The sequence below is a fragment of the Cupriavidus sp. SK-4 genome (assembly GCF_000611125.1).
Classification (GTDB): Bacteria; Pseudomonadota; Gammaproteobacteria; order Burkholderiales; family Burkholderiaceae; genus Cupriavidus; species Cupriavidus necator.
Window position 1 is genome coordinate 2,654 of the sequence record NZ_JFJW01000016.1, and the last position, 6,225, is coordinate 8,878.

Consider the following 6,225-nt stretch of genomic DNA (forward strand, 5'->3'; position numbering starts at 1 on the left):
GCCCGGCTGACCTCCTCCTCCTTCTCTCTTCGCCAGGCAGGCGCTTTTCTCTTCCGTCGGCTCTTGACCACGTCAGCGCGCAGGCATGCCCCTCATGCCGAAGGCGGCTGCGTGGCGGTCGCGTCGTGTCCGGGTTCCGGCTGCGCGCGCGGCAACCTGCGCGCGATCGCGGCATAGAGCAACGGCACCGCTAGCGTACCCAGCACCGTCGCACCCAGCATGCCGCCCAGCACGCCGGTGCCGACCGCCTGCTGCGCACCCGCGCCCGGCCCGGTGCTGATTGCCAGCGGCACCACGCCCAGCACAAAGGCCAGCGAGGTCATCACCACCGGCCGCAGCCGCTGGCGCGCCGCGCGCGTGGCGGCCTCCGCCGCTCCCATGCTGCCCGCACCGCTGCGCCGCAACTGCTCGGCATATTCGACGATCAGGATCGCGTTCTTGGCCGCCAGCCCCATGATCACCACCACGCCCACCTTGAAGTAGACGTCGTTGGGCATGCCGCGCAGCCAGATCGCCGCGGCCGCGCCCATCAGGCCGGTCGGCACGATCGCGATCACCGCCAGCGGCAGGGTCCAGCTTTCATACAGCGCCACCAGGCACAGGAAGATAAACAGCAGCGACAGCGCGAACAGCCACGGCGCCTGCGTGCCGGTCTGCTCCTGCTCGAAGGCGCGCCCGGTCCAGCGCACGTCGTACTCCGGCCCCAGCTCGCGCACCAGTTCGGCCAGCCGCGTCATGGCCGCGCCGGTGGTGTGGCCCGGCGCCACCTCGGCATTGATGCGCACCGAGCTGAAGCCGTCGAAGCGCTCCAGCGTGACCTCGCCGCGTCCCCATTCCAGCGAGGCGAACGCGGCCAGCGACACCATCGCGCCCTGTGCATTGCGCACGTGCACACGCGCGAGCTGGTCCGGCTGCATGCGGAAGGGCGCGTCGGCCTGCAGGATCACGCGCCGCACGCGGCCTTCGCGCGCCACTTCGTCGATATAGCGCGAGCCCAGCGTGGCCGACAGCGTGTGGTGCACGGTATCGGCATCGACGCCGAAGGCCTCGGCCTTGCGGTAGTCGATCTTCAGGTCCAGTGCGGGCACCGGCTGGCCGGTGGTGGCACGCACCTCGCCCAGCACCGGATCCTGTCTGGCGCGTTCGAGCAGCTTGTCGCGCGCGGCGAAGAGCGCCTCCCGCCCCACCGGCTGGCGCGCGACCAGGCGCATGTCCAGGCCGCCGATGCTGCCAAGTTCGGGCAGCGCCGAGCTGTTGTACGCAAACAGCTGCGCCGCGCCGCGGCCCGGCCAGGTTTCCAGGCCGGCCGACAGCCGCTCCAGCACGGCCTGTGCCGTGCGCTTGCGTCCGCGCGCTTTCCAGTCGGTCAGGCCGATAAACAGGCTGGCGCGCTGCTCGCCGCTGCCGCCGCTGGACCAGCCCAGCACGGCAAAGCTCGAATGCACCGGGTAGTGCTCGTCGCGCATCCACTGTTCCAGCCCGGCCACCAGCCGGCGCGTGTCGGCCTGCGTGCTGCCAGCGGGCAGCTCGACATCGACCACGATCTCGCCGGTATCCTCTTCCGGCAGGAAGCCGCTGGGCATCTTCCACAAGGCGTAGCCGCATGCCAGCGTCAACGCCAGGTAGACCGCCAGCCAGCGCAGCCGCCTGCGCTGCAGCGCCTGCACCCAGCCGGCATAGCGCCCGGTGAAGGCGGCAAAGCGGGCATCGAACCAGGCCAGCGGCCCGCGCGCCGGCGCCGCGCTGTGGCGCAGCAGGCTGGCGCACATGGCCGGCGCCAGCGTCAGCGCAAAGAACAGCGAGAACGCGATCGATACCGCCAGCGTCACCGCGAAGTGCCGGTAGATCACGCCCACCGCGCTGCCGAAGAACGCCATCGGCACGAACACCGCGCACAGCACCAGCGTCACCGCCACCAGCGCGCCCGAGACCTCGCGCATCGAGCGCGCCGCGGCCTGCATCGCGCCCACGCCGTCGGTGCGCATGATGCGCTCGACGTTCTCGACCACCACGATGGCGTCGTCCACCAGGATGCCGATCGCCAGCACCACGCCGAACAGCGTAATCACGTTCAGCGACAGCCCCAGCGCGTACAGGCAGGCAACCGTGCCCAGCAGCGATACCGGCACCACGATGCACGGGATCAGCGTGGCGCGCAGGTTGCCCAGGAACAGGTACAGGATCAGGAACACCAGCACCGTGGCCTCGACCAGCGTCAGCACCACGCGCGAGATCGACGCCTGCACGAAGGTGGCACCGTCGTAAGAGATCTCATAGCGCACGTCGCCGGGGAAGCCCTTGCTGGCGGCATCGAGCGCCGCGCGCACTGTGCGCGAGGTCTGCAGCACGTTGGCGCCGTCGGCCAGCTTCAGCCCGATCGACGCGGCGTTGCGCGTGTTCAGCGTGGAGCCGTAGCGATAGTCGCTGGCGGCCAGCTCCACCCGCGCCACGTCGCGCAGCAGCACGGCGGAGCCGTCGGTGGCCGCGCGCACCACGATGCGCCCGAACGCTTGCGCATCGCTCATCGGCGCGGGTGGGCGCACGATCGCCTGGAACGGCTGGCCCGGCACTGCCGGCGCGGCGCCCAGCTGGCCCGGCGTCACGTTGCCGTTGCGCGCGCGGATGGCGGCCTCGACCTCGGCCGTGGTCAGGTTGAAGGCGTGCAGCTTGTCGGGATCGAACCAGATCCGCAGCGCGTACTCGGCGCCGTATGGTTCGGCCTTGCCGATGCCGGGCAGGCGGCGCAGCAGCGGCAGCACCGAGCCGGCGGCAAAGTCGCCCAGCGCGGTCTCGTCCAGCTGCCCGCTGTCGGACACCAGCGACACGTACATGAAGGCGCTGCTGCTGGCCTGGTCGACATAGACGCCGCCGCGGCGCACCGCCTCGGGCAGCAAGGGCTCGGCCTGCGCCACGCGGTTGCGCACGTTGACCTGCGCCAGCTGCGGGTCGGTGCCCTGGCGGAAGCCCAGCGTCACTGTGGCGGTGCCGCCCTCGCTGCTGGAATCCAGGTAGAGCAGGCCGTGGATGCCGTGCATCTGCTGCTCCAGCACCGCGGTAACGCGGTCCTCCACCGTGCGCGCGGACGCACCCGGGTAATCGGCATAGATGATCACCGTGGGCGGCGCCACCGCCGGGTACTGGGCGATGGGGATGCGGTTCAGGGCCACCAGGCCCGCTACCACAGTCAGGATGGCCAGCACCCAGGCAAACGCCGGGCGCTTCAGGAAAAACGACGCCATGTCAGGTCAGGGCTGGCACGGGCGCACGGCAAGTGAAGATCGGCCGTGGCTCCGGTGCGGTTGGAACGGAACGGCTTGGGTGTGGAGACGCCGCAAGAATCAGCGGCAAGGGGCTGCGAGCCGCGGCAAGCTGGGCCGGTGATGCCGGCGGGGCCGCGTGTCGGGTCGCCTGTCGGTCAGGGGGCGCTTGGCCCGTCGACCGGGGCCGGCGTGTACCGCGGCGCGTGCAGGGGTCCTTCGGGGAGAACCCGGCGCTGCGGTAGGAAGGATCGGTGAGGATCGACGCCGGCGACTGGCCGTCGTCATGCGGCCTTGCCGGCGATTATAGACAGGGAACAGGGTCCGGACAACGCAAACGTCACATTTCCGGCACCCCTCGGACGTCGGGGGTGGAGCCCGCGCTTACAGGTCGCGCGAGGCGAAGGTATCGCACTTGCGGATATCGCCGGACTCGATGCCGCGGCGCAGCCAGCGCACACGCTGCTCACTGGAGCCGTGGGTAAAGGCCTCCGGCACGACATAGCCCTGCGACTGGCGCTGCAGCCGGTCGTCGCCGATCGCGGCGGCGGCCTTCAGGCCTTCTTCGACATCGCCGGGCTCCAGCAGCTGCTGGTTCGCGCGCTGCGCGGTGGCGGCCCAGACACCCGCCAGGCAGTCGGCCTGCAGTTCCATGCGCACCGACAGCTGGTTGGCCTGCGCCTCGCCCATGCGGCGGCGCGCGCTGTCGACCTTGTCCGATACGCCCAGCAGGTTCTGCACATGGTGGCCGATCTCGTGCGCGATCACATAGGCCTGGGCAAAGTCGCCGCTGGCGCCGAAGCGCTGGCGCAACTCGTCATAGAAGGCCAGGTCGATATAGACCTTCTGGTCGCCGGGGCAGTAGAACGGGCCCATCGCCGACTGGCCGGTGCCGCACGCCGTGGGCGTGGCGCCCGAGAACAGCACCAGCGTGGGGGGCGCATAGCGGCGGTTCAGCTGGGTTTCAAAGATGTGTTGCCAGGTGCGCTCGGTATTGCCCAGCACCTTGCGCGTGAACACCGTCATCTGATCCGTCGCCGGCGGGCGGTTCACCTGTTGCTGCTGCGGGCCGGAGCCTTGCAGCACCGAGGCGCCCTGCATGATCAGCATCGGGTCGATGCCGAAGAAATACGACGCCGCCAGCGCGACGATGACCGTGCCGATGCCGATGGTCTTGCCGCCGACACCGCCGAATCCGCCGCGGCGGTCTTCAACGTGCTGGCTTTCGGCTTCGTCATCTAGGCGCATGGGGGGCTCCGGGGGGAGGGGGAATTGCAGGGTGGGAGGATGGCAAGCAGTATAGCAATCCGGGGTCAGGTGCTGTCTTCGACACCAAGCCAAATAAAAAAACACCACCCACTCGCCCTGGAGACGGGCAACGCAGGCGGTGTGCGGCAAAACAAAGAAACCGGGTTTGCACCCGGTTCCGTCATGACCTGAACGTTCCGGGACGGGAACGCAAGCAGCGCGGTCAGGCCAAGGCAGCCTCACGCGCAGCCGGTGCGGTTGTCACCGCGCTGGCGCCAACTTCAGCCACGCGCAGCAGGTTGGTGGTCCCGCCTTGCCCGAACGGCATCCCCGCGGCAATGGTGATCTGGTCGCCCGGCACGGCATAACCTTCGGCCACCGCCGCGCGTGTGGCGGCTTCGACCATTTCATCCACGCTCTGCACATCCGGGCTCACGGTGGAGTGGACGCCCCAGGCAATGGCCAGGCGGCGCGCGATTTCCAGGTTCGGCGTGATGCTGACGATCGGCGCGCACGGCCGCTCGCGCGCGGCGCGCAGCGCGGTGGCGCCCGAGGACGTGTAGGTCACGGTCGCGGCGGCGCCGATGATCTGCGTGACTTCGCGCAGCGCCGCGCAGATTGCATCCTGGCGCGTGTTCAGCGGGGTCTCATGCTGGGCATCGAGCAGGTTGCGGTACAGCGGGTCGCGTTCCACCTCGGTGACGATGCGGTTCATCATCGACACCGCCGGCACCGGGTAGCGGCCGTTGGCCGACTCGGCCGAGAGCATCACCGCGTCGGCGCCTTCATAGATGGCGCTGGCCACGTCCGACGCTTCGGCGCGGGTCGGCACCGGCGAGTCGATCATCGATTCCAGCATCTGCGTGGCGATCACCACCGGCTTGCCCAGCTGGCGGCACACGCGCAGGATGCGCTTCTGCACGCCGGGGACGCGCTCGGGCGGCAACTCCACGCCGAGGTCGCCGCGCGCCACCATCACGGAATCGGACACGCGCACGATCTCTTCGAGCTGCTGCAGCGCGGCCGGCTTCTCGATCTTGGACAGGATGCCGGCACGGGTGCCGACGATCTCGCGCGCTTCGACGATGTCGGACGGGCGCTGCACGAACGACAGGCCGATCCAGTCAGCGCCCAGCGCCAGCGCGAAGTCCAGGTCCTTGCGGTCCTTTTCAGTCAGCGCGGGAATGGGGATCACGGCGTCGGGCACGTTCACGCCCTTGCGGTCGGACAGCGTGCCGTTGTTGACCACGCGCGTGGTGATGGTGCCGGTGGTCACGGCTTCGATCGACAAGCGTACCTTGCCGTCGTCGATCAGCAGCGACTGGCCCGGCTGCGCGGCGGCGAACAGTTCGGGGTGCGGCAGGTAGACGCGGGTGCCGTCGCCCGGGGTGGGATCGCTGTCGAGCACGAACACATCGCCCGCGCGCACCGCGACCTTGCCGGCGGCGAAGGTGCCGATGCGCAGCTTGGGGCCCTGCAGGTCGGCCAGGATCGCGATCGGGCGGCCGGTCTCTGCCTCGATCTTGCGCACGGCGTCGTAGCGCGCGCGGTGGTCTTCGTGCGTGCCGTGGCTGAAGTTCAGCCGGAACACGTCGGCGCCCGCCTCGAACAGTTCGCGGATCACCGCGATGTCGGTGCTTGCGGGTCCAAGCGTGGCAACGATCTTCGCTTTGCGCTGGCGTCTCATGATGTCTCCTCTTCCATTCTCGGACGGGGCGCC

General features: G+C 69.7%; 3 protein-coding genes. All 3 read right to left on the reverse strand.

Annotated features, from left to right (window positions below; all coding sequences use genetic code 11):
- Positions 1-92: 92 nt before the first annotated feature.
- The 3 genes from CF68_RS03485 to pyk all read right to left on the reverse strand — a co-directional run bounded on the left by CF68_RS03485 (position 93) and on the right by pyk (position 6,192).
- Complete coding sequence (locus tag CF68_RS03485) at positions 93-3,239, reverse strand: multidrug efflux RND transporter permease subunit (protein WP_035816073.1); 3,147 nt, start codon at positions 3,237-3,239, stop codon at positions 93-95.
- A 402-nt stretch (positions 3,240-3,641) separates the two neighbouring features.
- Positions 3,642-4,505 carry a neutral zinc metallopeptidase gene (locus CF68_RS03490; RefSeq protein ID WP_035816075.1) on the reverse strand — a complete coding sequence of 288 codons (864 nt, stop codon included), beginning with the start codon at positions 4,503-4,505 and terminating at the stop codon, positions 3,642-3,644.
- A 223-nt stretch (positions 4,506-4,728) separates the two neighbouring features.
- Positions 4,729-6,192, reverse strand: coding sequence for a pyruvate kinase (gene pyk, locus CF68_RS03495; protein WP_035816077.1), 1,464 nt, complete (start codon positions 6,190-6,192; stop codon positions 4,729-4,731).
- Between the last annotated feature and the right edge of the window lie 33 nt (positions 6,193-6,225).

Bases quoted from the DNA above. Each gene is read 5' to 3' on its own strand.
- CF68_RS03485 (WP_035816073.1), bottom strand. From the start codon at position 3,239: ATGGCGTCGTTTTTCCTGAAGCGCCCGGCGTTTGCCTGGGTGCTGGCC.
- CF68_RS03490 (WP_035816075.1), bottom strand. From the start codon at position 4,505: ATGCGCCTAGATGACGAAGCCGAAAGCCAGCACGTTGAAGACCGCCGC.
- pyk (WP_035816077.1), bottom strand. From the start codon at position 6,192: ATGAGACGCCAGCGCAAAGCGAAGATCGTTGCCACGCTTGGACCCGCA.